Below are 18,171 nucleotides of genomic sequence, written 5' to 3'. Positions count from 1 at the left end.
GCCCCGCCGTGGTCACTCGGCCTGCCAGAGCGCCGGGACCGACGGTGGCTCCCAGCCGGGCTGGGCCTGATGCCCCTGGAGGCACACATAGGTGCCACCTCCGTAGCTCACGCGGGCACCCGGCGCGTACGTCGTGCCCGCGGCCCATGTGCCGCCGGGCGGCGGTGTGGTCGGCCCCTCGGTCGGGCCCGGTCCCGGGGTCTGCGGCACGTTCAGCACGAAGTCGAAGGCCGCCTCCCGCGCGCCGCCGCTGTCGCGCACGGTCATCAGCAGCCGCGGGTCGAACAGCGGGTCGGTGTTGTTGCGGGGCTCGTTCGGGAAGTACAGCTGGGTGGTCAGCACCGGGCGGCCGGGGGCCTGCACCTTGACGTGGAGGTGCCGCGTACGGCCCGGGTACAGGCCCGGCACGATCGTGGTGAGGGAGAACGCGCCCCGGGCGTCGGTGAACTGGTGCCCGCGGAAGCGGAAGCCCACGGTGTCGTAGGCGCCGTTGACGTCGGCCTGCCAGAAGTCGAGCAGGACACCGCTCAGCGGGAGGCAGGCCAGCCCGAAGACGTAGCCGGTCACGGTCAGCCGCGTGCCCGGGGTACCGGGCTCCAGCAGCGACGACCGCCTCGGCGAGTCGGGCTTGAAGTAGGGGCCCTCCATCTGCGGCGGCGTCGGGTCGTCGCCGTCGTCGCACTCGGGGGTGAGGGCAGGGGCCACGCCTGCCGCCGAGGCGGTGCGCGCCGGCGCCGGCACGCCCATGAGGGCGATGGGCGCCGCCACGGACGCGGCGAGCGCCGCGCGCAGCACCGTCTTGCGGCTGGGACGGCGGTCCGGTGCCGCCGCGGTGGCCGTCGTCTCTGGAAGTTCACCGGTCGTGCCGGTGTCGCCGTCCATGCCTGCTCCTTGGTGGGGGGCGGGGGGTCGGCAACGAACCTACGCGGACGGCTCCGGGCGGACGATGGACCGGAGCCGGTGGTCGTGGTGAATATCGCCGTGGACGTCGCCGCCACGCCGGAAGGCGCCGGGGCTCACCCCGGTCTCCCGCCGGAAGAAGCGGCAGAAGTACGCCGGGTCGGTGAAGCCCACGCGGTCCGCCACCTGCCGCACCGTGAGGTCCGTCCTGGCCAGCAGCCGCTTGGCCTCATGGGTGCGGGACTCGCGGATCAGCCGGCCGGGAGTCCTGCCGGTCGCCGCCTTGACCGCCTCGGCGAGGTATCCGCCGCTGACGCCGATCCGGTCCGCGCATGCCGCCGCCGACCACAGGGCGGGCTCGTTGCGGGCGACGAGCCGCAGGAACTCCTCCGCCACGGCGCCGGGGCGCGTGAGCGGCGGTGGCGGTGCGGGCTCCGGCAGGCGTGCCGTGCGGACGACGAGGATGTGGAGCAGCGCCCGCAGCACGGTGGCGAACCCCGCCGCGCCGCGGCGGTACTCGTCGTCGAGGTCCGCGATCAGGTGGGCGGTCCGCTCGTGGGTCTGCTCGTCCAGGTCCCGCCACGGGCGCTCCGCGAGCCGCCGCAGCAGCTCCCGGTCGCCGGGATGGTCCAGGAGGAAGTCCTCGGTGAACAGCACGACGGTCCCCTCCAGCCCCTTCGCGCCCTCCCAGTGGTGCACCTGCCCCGGGGCGATGACGCACAGATGCGGCGGCCGCAGCTCCCACCGGGAGAGGTCGACCACATGGGCACCGGTCCCGGCGGTGACATGGACGATCTCGTAGAAGGTGTGGCGGTGCGGAAAGTCGGCCCGGGACATGGGGCCGATGGTGTCGAAGGTGCCGATGGCGAACGGCATGGCGTTGGGCATCGGCACCTCGAGGCGGTGCATGGGCAGCACGCCCTCCCGTGCGGCACGGCAGGGCGTCGTCCCGGGTAACACCGTCGTACCGCGCATGGTCCTGCTCCCTCGCGCTCGCGACCCACCGACAGGTCCGGACCAGTCGCGGTCACCATGGCACGCCTCGCACGGCCGCGGAACAGGGCGTGCGGGCCCCTAACTCTCGACGAGTCGGGCGACGACGACGAAGGAGGCTCCGATCAGCAGCAGACCGGCACCGGCGGCATGCCCCCGCCGGTGCCCGCGCACCAGATTCCGCAGGCACCCGGTGAGGGCGACGGCGGCCGCGGCTATGCCGAGGACGCCGAGCACGGCAGCGGTCCAGTACGCCCAGGAGTGCTCACCCAGGAACCTGAGCAGCAGCATCGACGGCAGGAGCAGCACGACCGGCCAGGTGCCGGCGCTCCGGGCTCCTTCCGGCGCACTCGCCGTCGCCTGTGGAGTGTTCTGGTCCTGCGGAGTGTTCTGGCCGCTCATGGGTCCCCCATGGTCCGTATCGGTCATCGGTCGACAGCGCCGGACGCTGGTCGGGCGCCCGGTACTCGCGCAGGAAGTCAACACGAGGTGATTCCTTCATCCGTGCGCGGGGTGCCGGTCCCTTTCCCCCCGCAACGCGGGCGCTCCCGCGAGCAGCGGGAACACGACGAAGGTCCGGCCTCTCCCCCGAGGAGACGCCGGACCTTCTCGCCGCGTTGCCCGTCAGCGGACGAACACGCCCGCCTGGCTCGCCAGATCCAGGAAGTACTGCGGGGCGAGACCGAGCACCAGCGTGACCGCCACGCCGACTCCGATCGTCGTCATCGTCAGAGGCGACGGCACCGCCACCGTCGGGCCCTCCGGCTTCGGCTCGCTGAAGAACATCAGCACGATGACCCGGATGTAGAAGAACGCGGCGATCGCCGACGAGATCACACCGACCACGACCAGCGCCCCGGCGCCGCCCTCCGCCGCCGCCTTGAAGACCGCGAACTTGCCGGCGAAGCCTGAGGTCAGCGGGATGCCCGCGAAGGCCAGCAGGAACACCGCGAAGACCGCGGCCACCAGCGGCGAACGCCGCCCGAGACCCGCCCACTTGGACAGGTGCGTGGCCTCGCCGCCCGCGTCGCGGACCAGGGTGACGACCGCGAACGCGCCGATCGTCACGAAGGAGTAGGCCAGCAGGTAGAACAGGACGGACGAGATGCCCTCGGGGGTCGTGGCGATGACACCGGCGAGGATGAAACCGGCGTGGGCGATCGACGAGTACGCCAGCAGCCGCTTGATGTCGGTCTGCGTGATGGCGACGATCGCACCGCCGAGCATGGTGACGATGGCGATCGCCCACATGACCGGCTGCCAGTCCCAGGCGAGACCCGGCAGCACCACGTACAGCAGCCGCAGCAGCGCGCCGAAGGCGGCGACCTTGGTGGCCGCGGCCATGAAGCCGGTGACCGGGGTCGGCGCGCCCTGGTAGACGTCCGGCGTCCACATGTGGAACGGCACCGCGCCGACCTTGAACAGCAGGCCCATCAGGATCAGCGCGCCACCGATCAGCAGCAGCGCGTCGTTGCCCATGGTGTCGGCGAGCGCCGGGTCGATGGTGCGCACGTTGCCCTCGACGACGTCCGCGATCCGGGCGTACGAGACGGAGCCCGCGTAGCCGTATACCAGGGCGATGCCGAAGAGCAGGAACGCGGAGGAGAACGCGCCCAGCAGGAAGTACTTCACCGCGGCCTCCTGCGACATGAGCCGCTTGCGCCGGGCCACGGCGCACAGGAGGTACAGCGGGAGGGAGAACACCTCGAGGGCGATGAACAGCGTCAGCAGATCGTTGGCGGCCGGGAAGACCAGCATGCCGGTGATCGCGAACAGCACGAGCGGGAACACCTCGGTGGTGGTGAACCCCGCCTTGACCGCGGCCTTCTCGTGCTCGCTGCCCGGTACGGCGGCTGCCTCCGCGGCGAACGAGTCGATGCGGTTGCCGTGCGCCGCCGGGTCGAGCCGGCGTTCGGCGAAGGTGAACACCGACACCAGCGAGGCCAGCAGGATCGTGCCCTGAAGGAACAGCGCCGGGCCGTCGACGGCGATGGCGCCCATCGCCGCGATCTGCTTCTCGGTGGTGCCGTACCCGCCGGCGGCGAGCCCGACGACCGCCGCGAAGGCGGCCGCGAGCGCGACGGTCGTGAGGAACAGCTGGGTGTAGTAGCGGGCCCTGCGCGGGACGAAGGCCTCCACCAGGATGCCCAGGACGGCCGCGCCGACGACGATCAGCACGGGCGCCAGTTGTGCGTACTCGATGTGGGGCGTGGGGATCTTGCCGAGGGGCTCGACCTCCGCCGCCGTTGTCCACAGGCTGTGGACAGCTGTAGCGCTCACTTGGCCGCCTCCACATCGGGCCGGGGGTCCTGCTTCTGTACGTCGGACATCGTGTGCTCCACGGCCGGGTTGATGATCTCCGTCAGCGGCTTCGGGAAGACGCCGAGGAAGAGCAGCAGGGCGATCAGCGGGGCGACCACCGCCAGTTCACGCACCCTGAGGTCCGGCATCGTGCGCACCTCGGCCTTCACCGGACCGGTCATCGTCCGCTGGTAGAGGACGAGGGTGTAGAGCGCGGCGAGCACGATGCCGAAGGTCGCGATGATCCCGGCCACCGGATAGGCGGCGAACGTGCCGACCAGGACCAGGAATTCACTGACGAACGGCGCGAGCCCCGGCAGCGAGAGGGTGGCCAGGCCGCCGATCAGGAACGTGCCGGCGAGCACCGGGGCGACCTTCTGCACACCGCCGTAGTCGGCGATGAGCCGCGAGCCGCGCCGCGAGATCAGGAAGCCGGCCACCAGCATCAGCGCCGCCGTGGACAGGCCGTGGTTGACCATGTAGAGCGTCGCGCCGGACTGGCCCTGGCTGGTCATGGCGAAGATGCCGAGGATGATGAAGCCGAAGTGCGAGACCGACGCGTAGGCGATCAGGCGCTTGATGTCGCGCTGGCCGACCGCCAGCAGCGCGCCGTAGACGATGCTGACCAGCGCCAGCACGATGATCGCCGGGGTCGCCCACTTCGACGCCTCCGGGAAGAGCTGGAGGCAGAACCGCAGCATCGCGAAGGTGCCGACCTTGTCGACGACCGCCGTGATGAGCACGGCGACGGGGGCCGTCGCCTCGCCCATGGCGTTGGGCAGCCAGGTGTGCAGCGGCCACAGCGGCGCCTTGATCGCGAAGGCGAAGAAGAAGCCGAGGAACAGCAGCCGTTCGGTGGTGGTCGCCATCTCCAGCGAGCCGTTCGCCCTTGCCTCCGCGATCTCGGAGAGCGAGAAGCTGCCCGCGACCACGTACAGCCCGATGACGGCGGCGAGCATGATCAGGCCGCCGGCCAGGTTGTACAGCAGGAACTTGACCGCCGCGTACGACCGCTGGGCGGCGGCGTTCTCGTCGGTGCCGGAGTGGGCGCGGTCGCCGAAGCCGCCGATGAGGAAGTACATCGGGATGAGCATGGCTTCGAACAGGATGTAGAAGAGGAAGACGTCGGTGGCCTCGAAGGACAGGACCACCATCGCCTCGACCATGAGGATCAGGGCGAAGAAGCCCTGAGTGGGCCGCCAGCGTGACGACTTGTTCTCGAGGGGGTCGGCGTCGTGCCAGCCCGCGAGGATGACGAACGGGATCAGCAGCGCGGTGAGCGCCACCATCACGACCCCGATGCCGTCCACGCCGAGCTCGTAGCGGACGCCGAAGTCGGCGATCCAGGCGTGCGATTCGGTGAGCTGGTACCTCTCGCCGCCGGGCTCGAACCGTACGAGCACGATCGCGGCCATGACCAGGGTGGCGAGCGAGAAGAGCAGGGCCACCCATTTGGCGGCGGTCCTGCGCGCGGCGGGGACGGCGGCGGTGACGATGGCGCCCACCGCCGGGAGCACCGCCGTGGCCGTCAGGATCGGGAAGGACATGTCAGACCGCCCTCATCAGCAGGGTCGCGGCGATCAGGATCGCCGTACCGCCGAACATCGAGACCGCGTAGCTGCGGGCGTAGCCGTTCTGCAGCTTGCGCAGCCGGCCGGAGAGCCCGCCGAACGAGGCGGCCGTGCCGTTCACCACGCCGTCGACCAGGCTGTGGTCGACGTAGACCAGGGACCGGGTGAGGTGCTCGCCGCCGCGGACCAGGACCACGTGGTTGAAGTCGTCCTGGAGCAGGTCGCGGCGGGCGGCCCGGGTGAGCAGCGAGCCGCGCGGTGCGGTGACCGGCACGGGCCGGCGCCCGTACATCAGGTAGGCGATCAGCGCGCCGGCCAGCAGGACGACCATGGTCGCGGTCGTGATGGCCGGGACACTGATCACCGGGTGCGGGTGCTCGAACTCGGTGACCGGGGCGAGCCAGTTGGCGAACCGGTCGCCGATGGAGAAGAACGCTCCCGCGAAGACCGACCCGAAGGCGAGCACGATCATCGGGATCGTCATCGACTTGGGCGACTCGTGCGGGTGCGGCATCTCGCCGGGGGTCACCTCGACGCCCGGCTCGACACTCGCGGCCTTGTCCGGGTCGGGCGCCGGCTGCCAGCGCTTCTCACCGAAGAAGGTCATGATCATCACGCGCGTCATGTAGAACGCGGTGATGCCCGCGCCGAGCAGCGCCACTCCGCCGAAGATCCAGCCGCGGATCCCGTCGTCGTAGGCGAACGCCGCCTCGATGATCTTGTCCTTGGACCAGAAGCCGGACAGGCCGGGGAAGCCGATGATCGCCAGGTAGCCGAGACCGAAGGTGACGAAGGTGATCGGCATGTACTTGCGCAGACCGCCGTACTTCCTCATGTCCACCTCGTCGTTCATGCCGTGCATGACCGAACCGGCGCCGAGGAAGAGTCCGGCCTTGAAGAAGCCGTGCGTCACCAGGTGCATGATCGCGAAGGCGTAGCCGATCGGGCCGAGGCCGGCCGCGAGGACCATGTAGCCGATCTGCGACATCGTCGAACCGGCCAGCGCCTTCTTGATGTCGTCCTTCGCGCAACCGACGATCGCACCGAAGAGCAGCGTGACCGCGCCGACGATGACGACGGCGAGCTGCGCGTCCGGGGCGGCGTTGAAGATCGCGCCGGAGCGGACGATGAGGTAGACACCGGCGGTGACCATGGTGGCCGCATGGATCAGGGCGGAGACGGGGGTCGGGCCCTCCATCGCGTCCCCGAGCCAGGACTGCAGCGGCACCTGGGCCGACTTGCCGCACGCGGCGAGCAGCAGCATCAGGCCGATGGCCGTCAGCATGCCCTCGCTCGTCTCCCCGGTCGCCCCCAGCACCGGGCCGAACGCGAAGGTGCCGAAGGTGGTGAACATCAGCATGATCGCGATCGACAGGCCCATGTCGCCGACGCGGTTGACGAGGAACGCCTTCTTCGCCGCGGTCGCAGCGCTGGGCTTGTGCTGCCAGAAGCCGATGAGCAGGTAGGACGCGAGACCGACGCCCTCCCAGCCGACGTACAGCAGAAGGTAGTTGTCGGCGACGACCAGCAGGAGCATCGCCGCGAGGAAGAGGTTGAGGTAGCCGAAGAAGCGGCGGCGCCGCTCGTCGTGCTCCATGTAACCGATCGAGTAGATGTGGATCAGGGTGCCCACACCCGTGATCAGCAGGACGAACGTCATCGACAGCTGGTCGAGCTGGAAGGCGATGTCCGCCTGGAAGCCCTCGACGGGGATCCAGCTGAACAGCTTCTGGTGCAGGGCCCGTTCCTGCGGGCCCTTGCCGAGCATGTCGACGAACAGCACCGCGCCGACCACGAAGGACGCGGCGGCGAGCAGGGTGCCCAGCCAGTGACCGGTCCGGTCGAGGCGGCGCCCGCCGCACAGCAGGACCGCAGCTCCGAGCAGAGGCGCCGCGACGAGCAGCGCAATCAGGTTCTCCACGATTCTTCCGACCCCTTACAGCTTCATCAGGCTGGCGTCGTCGACCGAGGCCGAGTGGCGGGAGCGGAACAGCGACACGATGATCGCGAGCCCGACCACGACCTCCGCCGCGGCGACGACCATCGTGAAGAACGCGATGATCTGGCCGTCGAGATTGCCGTGCATACGGGAGAAGGCGACGAACGCGAGGTTGCAGGCGTTGAGCATCAGCTCGACGCACATGAACACCACGATCGCGTTCCGCCGGATCAGGACGCCCGCCGCGCCGATGGTGAACAGCAGGGCGGCGAGATAGAGGTAGTTGACCGGATTCACCGCTTGGCCTCCTGTCCGTCCCGGTCCCGGGCGTCCTTGTCACGCCCGAGGCGCTCCTCGGAGCGCTGCTCCAGGGCCTTGAGGTCGTCGAGCGCCTCCGTCGAGACGTCCCGGATCTGACCGCGGTCGCGCAGCGTCCTGTTGACGGTGAGCTCGGACGGGGTGCCGTCCGGCAGCAGACCGGCGACGTCCACCGCGTTGTGCCTGGCGTAGACACCGGGCGCGGGCAGCGGGGGCAGATGCTTTCCTTCGCGCACGCGCTGCTCGGAGAGTTCGCGCTGGGTCTTGGCCCGCTCGATGCGCTCCCGGTGGGTGAGCACCATCGCGCCGACGGCCGCGGTGATCAGCAGCGCGCCGGTGATCTCGAAGGCGAAGACGTACTTGGTGAAGATCAGCGCCGCGATGCCCTCGACGTTCCCGCCGTGCGCGGAGTTGGCGGCGCCCAGTCCGTTGAAGTTCTTCAGGGAGGCGTTGCCGATGCCGGCGATCAGCAGGATGCCGAAGCCGAGGCCACAGGCCGCGGCGAGCCAGCGCTGTCCCTTCAGTGTCTCCTTGAGCGAGTCGGCGGCCGTGACGCCGACCAGCATGACGACGAAGAGGAACAGCATCATGATCGCGCCGGTGTAGACGACGATCTGGACGACGCCCAGGAAGTACGCCCCGTTGGCCAGGTAGAACACCGCGAGGACGATCATCGTCCCGGCCAGGCACAGGGCGCTGTGCACGGCCCGCTTCATCAGGATCGTGCAGAGCGCCCCGATCACGGCGATCGTGCCGAGGACCCAGAACTGGACGGCCTCGCCGGTGGAGGTGACGGATGCCGCGAGCGTGTTCATGCGCCGATCACCTTCTTCGAGGCGGGCTCGTCCTCGCCGAAGCTCGACTCGCCCTCCTGCGGCGCGGCCGAAGGCCCTGCCGATCGGTGCGGCTCGTCCTTGGAGACGGCCGCCTGCTGGACGGTGCCGGGGGCGGCCTCGGTGACCAGGCCCCGGTAGTAGTCCTGTTCGTCCATGCCGGGGTAGATCGCGTGCGGCGAGTCGACCATGCCCTCTTCCAGACCGGCGAGCAGCTGCTCCTTGGTGTAGATGAGGTTCTCGCGGCTCGAGTCGGCGAGTTCGAACTCGTTCGTCATCGTCAGCGCGCGGGTCGGACAGGCCTCGATGCACAGACCGCACAGGATGCAGCGGGCGTAGTTGATCTGGTAGACGCGGCCGTACCGCTCACCCGGGGAGTAGCGCTCCTCCTCGGTGTTGTCCGCGCCCTCCACATAGATCGCGTCCGCCGGGCAGGCCCAGGCGCACAGCTCGCACCCGACGCACTTCTCGAGTCCGTCCGGATGACGGTTGAGCTGGTGCCGGCCGTGGAAGCGCGGCGCCGTGACCTTCTGCTGCTCCGGGTACTGCTCGGTCAGCCGCTTCTTGAACATGGCCTTGAAGGTCACGCCGAAGCCGGCAACCGGATTCAGGAACTTGCTCTCGGATTCCTTGCCACCGGATTCCTTGCGCTGGGATTCCTCAGACACCGTCAGCCTCCTTTCCGTCCCGAGGACCATCACTGTCATTGGGGCCGCCACTGACGATCAGCTCGCGCTCGTGCCGGGGCCGCCTGCGCGGCACCGGCGGCAACTCCTGGCCGGGCAGCGGCGGTACGGGGAAGCCGCCCGCCATCGGGTCGAAGGCCGCGGGCGGCGGCTCGGCCGCCTGTTCGGCCTTCTCCTTACGGCCGCGGAAGACGTCGGCGACGAAGGAGAGCAGCAGCACCGCGATCACCGCGCCGCCGACGTACAGCACGATCTGCTGGAAGTCGTAGTTCTCGTTGCGCAGGGCGCGCACGGTCGCCACCAGCATCAGCCAGACCACGGAGACCGGGATCAGGACCTTCCAGCCGAGCTTCATCAGCTGGTCGTAGCGGACCCGGGGCAGCGTGCCGCGCAGCCAGATGAAGAAGAACAGCAGCAGCTGGACCTTGAGGACGAACCAGAGCATCGGCCACCAGCCGTGGTTCGCGCCCTCCCAGAAGGAGGAGATCGGGTACGGCGCCCGCCAGCCGCCCAGGAAGAGCGTCACGGAGACGGCGGAGACGGTGACCATGTTGACGTACTCGGCCAGCATGAACATCGCGAACTTGATGGAGCTGTACTCGGTGTTGAAGCCGCCGACCAGGTCGCCCTCGGACTCCGGCATGTCGAACGGAGCACGGTTGGTCTCACCGACCATCGTGACGACGTAGATGATGAAGGAGACCGGCAGCAGGATGATGAACCAGCGGTCGGCCTGCGCCTCCACGATCGCCGAGGTCGACATCGACCCGGAGTAGAGGAAGACGGAGGCGAACGCCGCGCCCATCGCGATCTCGTACGAGATCATCTGCGCGCAGGAGCGCAGACCGCCGAGCAGCGGGTAGGTCGAGCCGGAGGACCAGCCGGCGAGCACGATGCCGTAGATACCGACGGAGGCGATCGCGAGGATGTAGAGCATCGCGATCGGCAGGTCGGTCAGCTGCATCGTGGTGCGCTGGCCGAAGATCGAGACCTCGTTGCCGGCCGGGCCGAACGGGATCACGGCGATCGCCATGAACGCGGGGATCGCCGCGATGATCGGCGCGAGGATGTAGACGACCTTGTCGGCCCGCTTGACGATGACGTCTTCCTTCAGCATCAGCTTGATGCCGTCGGCGAGCGACTGGAGCATGCCCCAGGGGCCGTGCCGGTTCGGGCCGATGCGCAGCTGCATCCAGGCGACGACCTTGCGCTCCCACACGATGGAGAAGAGCACGGTCACCATCAGGAAGGCGAAGCAGAACACGGCCTTGATGAGGACGAGCCACCAGGGGTCGCGTCCGAACATCGACAGGTCTTCCAATGCCAGGACGGTCATGCCTCCACCTCCGTCGCGCCCGTCGCCGCCGCGATACGGACCAGCTCGCCGGGGCGTGCCCCGGTGTCCGTGGTGACGCCGCCGCCGACGGAGTTCATCGGCAGCCACACCACCCGGTCGGGCATCTCGCTCACCTGGAGCGGCAGCCGTACGGAGCCGGCCGGTCCGCGGACCTCCAGCTCGTCGCCGTCCTTGACGCCGGTCTCCGCCGCCGTGGCCGCCGACAGCCTGGCGACCGCGGCGTGCCGGGTGCCGGCCAGCGCCTCGTCGCCCTGCTGGAGCAGGCCCTGGTCGAGCAGGAGCCGGTGTCCGGCGAGGACCGCCTCGCCGGAACCCGGCCGGGGCAGCGGTTCGGCGCTCTGCGCCGGCTCGGTGGCCCGGGGGCCGTCCCAGCTGCCGAGCCTGTCCAGTTCGGTGCGTACGGACTTGAGGTCCGGCAGGCCGAAGGGCACGTCGAGCGTGTCGGCCAGCATGTGCAGCACCCGTGCGTCCGTCGGCGCGAGGGTCCGGGTCATCTGCTCGGGCTTGAGCGCCGCCTCGAACATCCGGGCCCTGCCCTCCCAGTTGAGGAAGGTGCCGGGCTTCTCCGCGACGGCCGCGACCGGGAAGACGACGTCCGCCCGTTCGGTGACCTCGCTGGGGCGGAGCTCCAGCGACACGAGGAACCCGACCGCGTCGAGCGCCTCTCGCGCCCGCGCCGGGTCGGGCAGGTCCGCGACCTCGACGCCCGCGACGAGCAGCGCGCCCAGTTCGCCGGTGGCCGCGGCCTCGACGATCTGGCCGGTGTCGCGGCCGTAGCGGTGCGGCAGTTCACGTACCCGCCAGACCTCCGCGGTCTCGGTACGGGCCCGCGGGTCGGTCGCCGGGCGGCCGCCCGGCAGCAGCGACGGCAGCGCGCCCGCCTCCACGGCGCCCCGCTCTCCGGCGCGGCGCGGGATCCACACCAGCTGTGCGCCGGTCGCGGCCGAGGCGCGTACGGCGGCGGTGAGACCGCCGGGCACGGCCGCGAGCCGTTCGCCGACCACGATCACCGCGCCCTCGGCGCGCAGCGCCTCCGCCGCCTTCGTGCCGGCCTCGTCGAGGCCGGTGCCCGAGGTGAGGGCGTTCAGCCACTCGGTCTCGGTGCCGGGTGCCGCGGGCAGCAGGGTCCCGCCCGCCTTCTCGAGGCCGCGCGTGGCGTGCGTGGCGAGGGAGAAGGCACGCTGTCCGTGCTTGCGGTGGGCCTTGCGCAGCCGCAGGAAGACGCCGGGGGCCTCCTCCTCCGACTCGAAGCCCGCGAGCAGCACCGCCGGGGCCTTCTCCAGCGACGTGTAGGTGACTCCGGTGCCGGACAGGTCCTTGCCCTGCCCCGCGACCCGCGCCGCGAGGAAGTCGGCCTCCTCCGCGGAGTGCGCCCGCGCACGGAAGTCGATGTCGTTGGTGTCGAGCGCGACCCGGGCGAACTTGGCGTACGCGTAGGCGTCCTCGACGGTCAGCCGGCCGCCGGTCAGGACAGCGGTACGGCCCTTGACGAGGCCGCGGGCCGCGGCCTCCAGCGCCTCCGGCCAGCTCGCCGGCTCCAGCACACCCTGCTCGTTGCGGACGAGCGGCGTGGTGAGCCGGTCACGCTGCTGTGCGTAGCGGAAGCCGAAGCGGCCCTTGTCGCACAGCCACTCCTCGTTGACCTCCGGGTCCTCCGCGGCGAGGCGCCGCATGACCTTGCCGCGGCGGTGGTCGGTGCGCGTGGCGCAGCCGCCCGCGCAGTGCTCGCACACGCTCGGCGAGGACACCAGGTCGAAGGGGCGGGAACGGAAGCGGTAGGCGGCCGAGGTCAGCGCGCCCACCGGGCAGATCTGGATGGTGTTCCCGGAGAAGTACGACTCGAACGGGTCGCCCTCACCGGTGCCGACCTGCTGGAGCGCGCCGCGCTCCAGCAGCTCGATCATCGGGTCGCCCGCCACCTGGTTGGAGAAGCGGGTGCAGCGGGCGCAGAGCACGCACCGCTCTCGGTCGAGGAGCACCTGCGTGGAGAGCGGGACCGGCTTCTCGAAGGTGCGCTTCTTGCCGTCGAACCGCGATTCGGCCTGGCCGTGCGAGACGGCCTGGTTCTGCAGGGGGCACTCGCCGCCCTTGTCGCAGACGGGGCAGTCCAGCGGATGGTTGATCAGCAGCAGCTCCATCACGCCCTTCTGCGCCTTCTCGGCGACGGGCGAGGTGAGCTGCGACCTGACGACCATGCCGTCGGTGCAGGTGATGGTGCAGGAGGCCATCGGCTTGCGCTGGCCCTCCACCTCGACGATGCACTGGCGACAGGCGCCGGCCGGGTCGAGGAGCGGGTGGTCGCAGAAGCGCGGGATCTCGATGCCGAGGAGTTCGGCGGCCCGGATGACCAGCGTCCCCTTGGGGACGGAGATCTCGATGCCGTCGATGGTCAGCGTCACGAGGTCCTCGGGCGGGACCGGGGCCTCGGAGCCCCCGGAGGGGGCAGACGTCGTGACCGTCATGCGTTCACCTCCATGTGCTTGTCCGCCCAGGCCGTCGACCTGGCAGGGTCGAAGGGGCAACCGCCCTGCGTGATGTGCTGCTCGTACTCGTCGCGGAAGTACTTGAGCGAGGAGAAGATCGGCGAGGCGGCGCCGTCGCCGAGGGCGCAGAACGACTTGCCGTTGATGTTGTCGGCGATGTCGTTCAGCTTGTCGAGGTCGGACATGACGCCGTTGCCGGCCTCGATGTCACGGAGCAACTGGACGAGCCAGTACGTCCCTTCGCGGCACGGTGTGCACTTGCCGCAGGACTCGTGGGCGTAGAACTCGGTCCAGCGGGTGACGGCCCGCACCACACAGGTCGTCTCGTCGAAGCACTGGAGCGCCTTGGTGCCGAGCATCGAACCGGCGGCGCCCACGCCCTCGTAGTCGAGCGGGACGTCGAGGTGCTCGTCGGTGAACATCGGCGTCGAGGAGCCGCCGGGTGTCCAGAACTTCAGCCGGTGGCCGGGCCGCATGCCGCCGCTCATGTCGAGCAGCTGGCGCAGGGTGATGCCGAGCGGCGCCTCGTACTGGCCGGGGCTCGCGACGTGACCACTGAGCGAGTACAGCGTGAAGCCCGGGGACTTCTCGCTGCCCATGGACCTGAACCAGTCCTTGCCCTTGTGCAGGATCGCGGGAACCGACGCGATGGACTCGACGTTGTTCACCACGGTGGGGCAGGCGTACAGGCCGGCGACCGCGGGGAAGGGGGGCCGCAGCCGGGGCTGGCCGCGGCGGCCTTCCAGGGAGTCCAGCAGCGCGGTCTCCTCACCGCAGATGTAGGCGCCGGCGCCCGCGTGCACGGTGAGTTCGAGGTCGAGGCCGCTGCCGAGGATGTTCTTGCCGAGGAATCCCGCCTCGTACGCCTCGCGCACCGCCTCGTGCAGCCGCCGCAGGACGGGGACGACCTCGCCGCGCAGATAGATGAAGGCGTGGCTGGAGCGGATCGCGTAGCAGGCGATCACGATTCCCTCGATGAGGGAGTGCGGGTTGGCGAAGAGAAGGGGGATGTCCTTGCAGGTGCCGGGCTCCGACTCGTCGGCGTTGACGACGAGATAGTGCGGCTTGCCGTCACCCTGCGGAATGAACTGCCACTTCATGCCGGTGGGGAAGCCGGCGCCGCCGCGGCCGCGCAGGCCGGCGTCCTTGACGTACGCGATCAGGTCGTCGGGCGACATGGCGAGCGCCTTGCGCAGGCCCTCGTAGCCGTCGTGCCTGCGGTAGGTCGCGAGCGTCCACGACTGCGGGTCGTCCCAGAAGGCCGACAGGACGGGGGAGAGGAGCTTTTCAGGGCTGCTCTCTCCCCCGACCTCCGGCCGGGAGCCGCCGCCGTGCTCGGTGGACAAGGTCATCACTCACCCTCCGCGACAGGTCCGGCCGGGTTGTCCGGGTCGGATGCCGAAGTCTTCTGCGGTGCGTCGTGCGAGCTGAGGTGCTCGGATCCGGCCTGCGGACGGCCCTTGGGGTACTCGCCGCGCGGGTGGACCACACGCGCGGGAGCGGCCTCGCCCTTGGCGAGCTTGAGCCCGATGAGCGACGCGGGTCCCGCGCCGCCGCCGGCCTCCACCGCGCCCGGCCGCTGGTCGGGGAAGCCGGCCAGGATGCGGGCCGTCTCCTTGTAGGTGCACAGCGGCGCGCCACGGGTGGGGACGACCTGCTCGCCGGCGCGCAGGTCGTCGACGAGCTGCTTGGCGGACTCGGGCGTCTGGTTGTCGAAGAACTCCCAGTTGACCATCACCACGGGCGCGAAGTCGCAGGCCGCGTTGCATTCGATGTGCTCGAGGGTGATCTTGCCGTCGTCGGTCGTCTCGTTGTTGCCGACGCCGAGGTGCTCCTTCAGCTCCTCGAAGATCGCGTCGCCGCCCATCACCGCGCAGAGCGTGTTGGTGCAGACGCCGACCTGGTAGTCGCCGGACGGCTTGCGCCGGTACATCGAGTAGAAGGTGGCGACCGCGGTGACCTCTGCCGTGGTCAGGTCCAGCATCTCGGCGCAGAACCGCATGCCGGTGCGGGAGACATGGCCCTCTTCCGACTGCACCAGGTGCAGCAGCGGCAGCAGGGCGGACCGGCTGCCGGGGTAGCGGGCGATGATCTCCTTCGCGTCCGCCTCGAGCCGCGCGCGCACCTCGGCCGGATAGTCCGGTGCGGGCAGTTGCGGCATGCCCAGCGATACGTCCGTCATCGGTCGACGCCTCCCATCACGGGGTCGATGGACGCGACGGCGACGATGACGTCGGCCACCTGGCCGCCCTCGCACATGGCCGCCATGGCCTGCAGGTTGGTGAACGACGGGTCCCGGAAGTGGACCCGGAAGGGCCGGGTCCCGCCGTCGGAGACGACATGGACGCCGAGTTCGCCCTTCGGTGACTCGACCGCGGCGTACGTCTGCCCGGCCGGCACCCTGAACCCCTCCGTGACCAGCTTGAAGTGGTGGATCAGGGCCTCCATCGAGGTGCCCATGATCTTCTTGATGTGGTCCAGGGAGTTGCCGAGACCGTCGGGGCCGAGCGCGAGCTGCGCCGGCCAGGCGATCTTCTTGTCGGCGACCGTCACCGGGCCCGGCTCGAGCCGGTCCAGGCACTGCTCGACGATCCGCAGCGACTGCCGCATCTCCTCGAGGCGGATGAGGAAGCGGCCGTAGGAGTCGCAGGTGTCGGCGGTCGGTACGTCGAAGTCGTACGTCTCGTAGCCGCAGTACGGGTCGGTCTTGCGCAGGTCGTGGGCGAGGCCCGTCGAGCGCAGGATCGGTCCGGTCGCGCCGAGCGCCATGCAGCCGGTCAGGTCCAGGTACCCGACGTCCTGCATACGCGCCTTGAAGATCGGGTTGCCGGTGGCGAGCTTGTCGTACTCCGGCAGGTTCTTCTTCATCGTCTTCACGAACTCGCGGAGCTGGTCGACCGCGCCGGGGGGCAGGTCCTGGGCGAGTCCGCCGGGCCTGATGTACGCGTGGTTCATGCGCAGGCCGGTGATCAGCTCGTAGATGTCGAGAATCAGTTCACGATCACGGAATCCGTAGATCATGATCGTGGTGGCGCCGAGCTCCATACCGCCGGTGGCGATGCACACCAGGTGCGAGGAGAGGCGGTTGAGCTCCATCAGCAGGACGCGGATGACGGTCGCCCGGTCGGGGATCTGGTCCTCGATGCCGAGCAGCCGCTCCACGCCGAGGCAGTACGCCGTCTCGTTGAAGAACGGCGTCAGGTAGTCCATGCGCGTCACGAAGGTGGTGCCCTGCGTCCACGTCCGGTACTCGAGGTTCTTCTCGATGCCGGTGTGGAGGTAGCCGATGCCGCAGCGGGCCTCGGTGACCGTCTCGCCGTCGATCTCGAGGATCAGGCGGAGCACCCCGTGCGTGGAGGGGTGCTGCGGGCCCATGTTGACGACGATGCGCTCGTCGTCGGCCTTGGCCGCGGACCGGACGACCTCGTCCCAGTCGCCACCGGTGACCGTGTACACGGGGCCTTCGGTGGTTTCGCGTGCGTGTGCAGACGGTGTAGTCACGAGTACGACCTCCGCTGGTCCGGAGCCGGGATCTGGGCGCCCTTGTACTCGACGGCGATGCCGCCGAGCGGATAGTCCTTGCGCTGCGGGAAGCCCTGCCAGTCGTCCGGCATCATGATCCGGGTGAGGGCGGGGTGGCCGTCGAAGACGAGCCCGAAGAAGTCGTAGGTCTCGCGCTCGTGCCAGTCGTTGGTCGGATAGACCGACACCAGCGACGGGACGTGCGGGTCGCGGTCCGGTGCCGAGACCTCGAGCCGGATCAGCCGGCCGTGGGTGAGCGAGCGCAGGTGGTAGACGGCGTGCAGCTCCCGGCCCTTGTCCTCCAGGTAGTGCACGCCGCTGACCCCGGTGCAGAGCTCGAAGCGCAGCGCCGGGTCGTCACGCAGCGTCTTCGCCACGGGCAGCAGGTGTTCGCGCGCGATGTGGAAGGTCAGTTCGCCGCGGTCGACGACGGTCTTCTCGATGGCGTTCTCGGGGACGATGCCCTGCTCCTCGAGTGCGCCCTCGAGTTCGTCGGCCACTTCGTCGAACCAGCCGCCGTACGGGCGGACGGCCGGCCCGGGCAGCCGTACGGAGCGGACGAGCCCTCCGTAGCCGGACGTGTCCCCTCCGTTGTTGGCGCCGAACATGCCGCGCTGGACGCGGATCTCCTCGCCGTGCTCGCCACGCTGGCCGGGAAGGTTCTGCGCGGAGAGGTCCTTCTCGGGATTCGGCTGGTCCGTCATCGCAGCAGCCCCTTCATCTCGATCGTCGGGAGCGCCTTGAGGGCCGCCTCCTCCGCCTCGCGGGCCGCTTCCTCCGCGTTCACACCGAGCTTGGAGCTCTGGATCTTCTGGTGGAGCTTGAGGATCGCGTCCATCAGCATCTCGGGGCGCGGGGGGCAACCGGGCAGATAGATGTCAACGGGGACAATGTGATCAACACCCTGCACAATCGCGTAATTGTTGAACATTCCGCCCGATGATGCGCAAACGCCCATGGAGATGACCCACTTGGGGTTGGGCATCTGGTCGTAGACCTGGCGCAGGACGGGTGCCATCTTCTGGCTCACCCGGCCGGCCACGATCATCAGGTCGGCCTGGCGCGGCGATCCGCGGAAGACCTCCATGCCGAAACGCGCCAGGTCGTACCGGCCGGCACCGGTCGTCATCATCTCGATGGCGCAGCAGGCCAGACCGAACGTCGCGGGAAAGACGGATGACTTGCGCACCCAGCCCGCGGCCTGTTCGACGGTGGTCAGCAGGAAACCGCTCGGCAGCTTCTCTTCGAGTCCCATGGTGTGCCCCTCA

General features: G+C 69.8%; 16 protein-coding genes. All 16 read right to left on the bottom strand.

The annotated features are described in order from the left end of the window. Positions 1 to 12 precede the first annotated feature (12 nt). The 16 genes from ACIPJI_RS06555 to ACIPJI_RS06480 all read right to left on the bottom strand — a co-directional run bounded on the left by ACIPJI_RS06555 (position 13) and on the right by ACIPJI_RS06480 (position 18,158). On the bottom strand, positions 13 to 882 hold the full coding sequence (locus ACIPJI_RS06555) for a carbohydrate-binding protein (protein ID WP_402244838.1): 870 nt from the start codon (positions 880 to 882) through the stop codon (positions 13 to 15). 39 nt (positions 883 to 921) lie between these two features. Continuing rightward, complete coding sequence (locus ACIPJI_RS06550) at positions 922 to 1,875, bottom strand: AraC family transcriptional regulator (protein WP_402244835.1); 954 nt, start codon at positions 1,873 to 1,875, stop codon at positions 922 to 924. Between the two features lie 99 nt (positions 1,876 to 1,974). Beyond that, positions 1,975 to 2,295: a hypothetical protein gene (locus ACIPJI_RS06545; protein ID WP_402244833.1), complete on the bottom strand. Its 321-nt coding sequence runs from the start codon at positions 2,293 to 2,295 to the stop codon at positions 1,975 to 1,977. A gap of 222 nt (positions 2,296 to 2,517) precedes the next feature. Further along, positions 2,518 to 4,173, bottom strand: a complete 1,656-nt coding sequence (gene nuoN / locus ACIPJI_RS06540) for an NADH-quinone oxidoreductase subunit NuoN (protein ID WP_307707743.1) — start codon at positions 4,171 to 4,173, stop codon at positions 2,518 to 2,520. After that, entirely contained in the window at positions 4,170 to 5,741 is a 1,572-nt protein-coding gene (locus ACIPJI_RS06535) for an NADH-quinone oxidoreductase subunit M (protein ID WP_356625321.1), read from the bottom strand. Before ACIPJI_RS06535 ends, nuoN begins: the two co-directional genes overlap by 4 nt. Before the next feature lies 1 nt (position 5,742). Beyond that, complete coding sequence (nuoL, locus tag ACIPJI_RS06530; protein ID WP_307707741.1) at positions 5,743 to 7,686, bottom strand: NADH-quinone oxidoreductase subunit L; 1,944 nt, start codon at positions 7,684 to 7,686, stop codon at positions 5,743 to 5,745. A gap of 15 nt (positions 7,687 to 7,701) precedes the next feature. Beyond that, the gene (nuoK, locus tag ACIPJI_RS06525; protein ID WP_069927518.1) at positions 7,702 to 8,001 is read right to left on the bottom strand and encodes an NADH-quinone oxidoreductase subunit NuoK; all 300 of its coding nucleotides are present in this window, start codon (positions 7,999 to 8,001) and stop codon (positions 7,702 to 7,704) included. Further along, positions 7,998 to 8,837: an NADH-quinone oxidoreductase subunit J gene (locus ACIPJI_RS06520; RefSeq protein WP_307707740.1), complete on the bottom strand. Its 840-nt coding sequence runs from the start codon at positions 8,835 to 8,837 to the stop codon at positions 7,998 to 8,000. Before ACIPJI_RS06520 ends, nuoK begins: the two co-directional genes overlap by 4 nt. After that, on the bottom strand, positions 8,834 to 9,562 hold the full coding sequence (nuoI, locus tag ACIPJI_RS06515; RefSeq protein ID WP_356625320.1) for an NADH-quinone oxidoreductase subunit NuoI: 729 nt from the start codon (positions 9,560 to 9,562) through the stop codon (positions 8,834 to 8,836). The genes ACIPJI_RS06520 and nuoI overlap by 4 nt, the downstream gene beginning before the upstream one ends. Continuing rightward, positions 9,516 to 10,877, bottom strand: a complete 1,362-nt coding sequence (gene nuoH, locus ACIPJI_RS06510; RefSeq protein WP_356625319.1) for an NADH-quinone oxidoreductase subunit NuoH — start codon at positions 10,875 to 10,877, stop codon at positions 9,516 to 9,518. Before nuoH ends, nuoI begins: the two co-directional genes overlap by 47 nt. Then, positions 10,874 to 13,360, bottom strand: a complete 2,487-nt coding sequence (locus ACIPJI_RS06505; protein ID WP_402244829.1) for an NADH-quinone oxidoreductase subunit G — start codon at positions 13,358 to 13,360, stop codon at positions 10,874 to 10,876. The genes nuoH and ACIPJI_RS06505 overlap by 4 nt, the downstream gene beginning before the upstream one ends. After that, a complete protein-coding gene (nuoF, locus tag ACIPJI_RS06500; protein ID WP_307707736.1) occupies positions 13,357 to 14,733 on the bottom strand; it encodes an NADH-quinone oxidoreductase subunit NuoF in 1,377 nt (458 codons plus the stop codon). The genes ACIPJI_RS06505 and nuoF overlap by 4 nt, the downstream gene beginning before the upstream one ends. Further along, positions 14,733 to 15,563: an NADH-quinone oxidoreductase subunit NuoE gene (nuoE, locus tag ACIPJI_RS06495; protein ID WP_356625317.1), complete on the bottom strand. Its 831-nt coding sequence runs from the start codon at positions 15,561 to 15,563 to the stop codon at positions 14,733 to 14,735. The genes nuoF and nuoE overlap by 1 nt, the downstream gene beginning before the upstream one ends. Beyond that, positions 15,560 to 16,882 (bottom strand): NADH-quinone oxidoreductase subunit D, encoded by a 1,323-nt coding sequence (locus ACIPJI_RS06490; RefSeq protein WP_402244827.1) that lies wholly within the window; start codon positions 16,880 to 16,882, stop codon positions 15,560 to 15,562. The genes nuoE and ACIPJI_RS06490 overlap by 4 nt, the downstream gene beginning before the upstream one ends. Further along, positions 16,879 to 17,607, bottom strand: coding sequence for an NADH-quinone oxidoreductase subunit C (locus ACIPJI_RS06485; protein WP_356625316.1), 729 nt, complete (start codon positions 17,605 to 17,607; stop codon positions 16,879 to 16,881). The genes ACIPJI_RS06490 and ACIPJI_RS06485 overlap by 4 nt, the downstream gene beginning before the upstream one ends. Continuing rightward, positions 17,604 to 18,158: an NADH-quinone oxidoreductase subunit B family protein gene (locus ACIPJI_RS06480; protein WP_018528252.1), complete on the bottom strand. Its 555-nt coding sequence runs from the start codon at positions 18,156 to 18,158 to the stop codon at positions 17,604 to 17,606. The genes ACIPJI_RS06485 and ACIPJI_RS06480 overlap by 4 nt, the downstream gene beginning before the upstream one ends. Between the last annotated feature and the right edge of the window lie 13 nt (positions 18,159 to 18,171).

The organism is Streptomyces sp. NPDC086835 (genome assembly GCF_044745705.1).
Classification (GTDB): Bacteria; Actinomycetota; Actinomycetes; order Streptomycetales; family Streptomycetaceae; genus Streptomyces.
The sequence above is the reverse complement of the archived record's forward strand: the minus strand, read 5'-3'. Positions and strand labels throughout refer to the sequence as shown.

Coding starts and splice junctions, on each gene's coding strand:
- ACIPJI_RS06545 (WP_402244833.1), bottom strand. CDS start 2,295: ATGAGCGGCCAGAACACTCCGCAGGACCAGAACACTCCACAGGCGACG.
- ACIPJI_RS06520 (WP_307707740.1), bottom strand. CDS start 8,837: ATGAACACGCTCGCGGCATCCGTCACCTCCACCGGCGAGGCCGTCCAG.
- nuoI (WP_356625320.1), bottom strand. CDS start 9,562: ATGACAGTGATGGTCCTCGGGACGGAAAGGAGGCTGACGGTGTCTGAG.
- ACIPJI_RS06535 (WP_356625321.1), bottom strand. CDS start 5,741: ATGTCCTTCCCGATCCTGACGGCCACGGCGGTGCTCCCGGCGGTGGGC.
- ACIPJI_RS06550 (WP_402244835.1), bottom strand. CDS start 1,875: ATGCGCGGTACGACGGTGTTACCCGGGACGACGCCCTGCCGTGCCGCA.
- nuoH (WP_356625319.1), bottom strand. CDS start 10,877: ATGACCGTCCTGGCATTGGAAGACCTGTCGATGTTCGGACGCGACCCC.
- nuoE (WP_356625317.1), bottom strand. CDS start 15,563: ATGACGGACGTATCGCTGGGCATGCCGCAACTGCCCGCACCGGACTAT.
- ACIPJI_RS06485 (WP_356625316.1), bottom strand. CDS start 17,607: ATGACGGACCAGCCGAATCCCGAGAAGGACCTCTCCGCGCAGAACCTT.
- nuoF (WP_307707736.1), bottom strand. CDS start 14,733: ATGACCTTGTCCACCGAGCACGGCGGCGGCTCCCGGCCGGAGGTCGGG.
- ACIPJI_RS06555 (WP_402244838.1), bottom strand. CDS start 882: ATGGACGGCGACACCGGCACGACCGGTGAACTTCCAGAGACGACGGCC.
- ACIPJI_RS06480 (WP_018528252.1), bottom strand. CDS start 18,158: ATGGGACTCGAAGAGAAGCTGCCGAGCGGTTTCCTGCTGACCACCGTC.
- ACIPJI_RS06505 (WP_402244829.1), bottom strand. CDS start 13,360: ATGACGGTCACGACGTCTGCCCCCTCCGGGGGCTCCGAGGCCCCGGTC.